We start from the raw sequence: 1,190 nt of genomic DNA, 5'->3' as shown, positions 1-1,190 counted from the left end.
GTAGCGATGAGGCTTTCATAAAAATTGGCGGCGACCTACTCTCCCGGGATCAAGTCCAAGTACCATCGGCGCTGGGCAGCTTAACTTCTCTGTTCGGAATGGTAAGAGGTGATCCTGCCCGCAATAGCCACCAAAGTCTTTTGGTTGGCACTTCAGTGCAAACCACGTTCTTTAGTGAAACGATCAACAAGTGGGAAAGAGAGTGTTCAATAACTTTGCAGCGGACTTTGCTGGCCACGTAAAGACCTGGTTTTGCTGATTTAAAATTTATCATCAAGCGTCAGCTTCAATTTACTTACTCATAAGTTCTAGGGCAATCTATGTTGACCTCGTTTGCTTATTTTGTAGACTTTTCTTAACCGTTTGCCCTACTACACGTAGTACGGCTTTGATTAAGAAAAAAAGGAAGCTGTCGGGCGATTAGTATCACTCGGCTCCATACGTTACCGCACTTCCACCTATGACCTATCAACGCAGTCATCTTCTGCGACCCTCAATGGAATACTCATCTTGAAGTTGGCTTCGTGCTTAGATGCTTTCAGCGCTTATCCATTCCGCACATAGCTACCCGGCACTGCAGCTGGCGCCACAACCGGTACACTAGAGGTGCGTCCATTCCGGTCCTCTCGTACTGGAAACAGATCTTCTCAATATTCCTACGCCCGCAACAGATAGAGACCGAACTGTCTTGCGACGTTCTGAACCCAGCTCGCGTGCCACTTTAATGGGCGAACAGCCCAACCCTTGGGACCTTCTTCAGCCCCAGGATGTGACGAGCCGACATCGAGGTGCCAAACCTCCCCGTCGATGTGAGCTCTTGGGGGAGATCAGCCTGTTATCCCCGGAGTACCTTTTATCCTTTGAGCGATGGCCCTTCCATACGGAACCACCGGATCACTTGAGCCTGCTTTCGCACCTGGTCGAATTGTCTTTCTCTCAGTCAAGCTCCCTTATACTCATACGCTCTTCGCATGATTACCAACCATGCTGAGGGAACCTTTGCGAGCCTCCGTTACGCTTTAGGAGGCGACCACCCCAGTCAAACTACCCACCACACACGGTCCTCCTGTTTTGCAGGAGTTAGTGTCAAAGTATAAGAAGGGTGGTATTTCAAGGACGACTCCACAAGCACTGGCGTGCCCGCTTCGTAGTCTCCCACCTATCCTACACATCTTATACCCTAACACAAT

2 rRNA genes (1 of these 2 only partly in view) are annotated in these 1,190 nt (G+C 49.7%); both read right to left on the bottom strand.

The annotated features are described in order from the left end of the window. Window positions 1-22: 22 nt before the first annotated feature. Window positions 23-135: ribosomal RNA gene (gene rrf, locus H9S92_RS02440) — 5S ribosomal RNA — on the bottom strand. Between the two features lie 265 nt (window positions 136-400). Further along, window positions 401-1,190 (bottom strand): 23S ribosomal RNA (locus tag H9S92_RS02435); it runs 2,066 nt beyond the window's last position.

Origin of the sequence: Neolewinella lacunae (assembly GCF_014349155.1) — a bacterium.
In the GTDB taxonomy this organism is placed as follows: Bacteria; Bacteroidota; Bacteroidia; order Chitinophagales; family Saprospiraceae; genus Neolewinella; species Neolewinella lacunae.
Note: the sequence above shows the minus strand (reverse complement) of the source record. Positions and strands in the feature narration are given on the sequence as shown.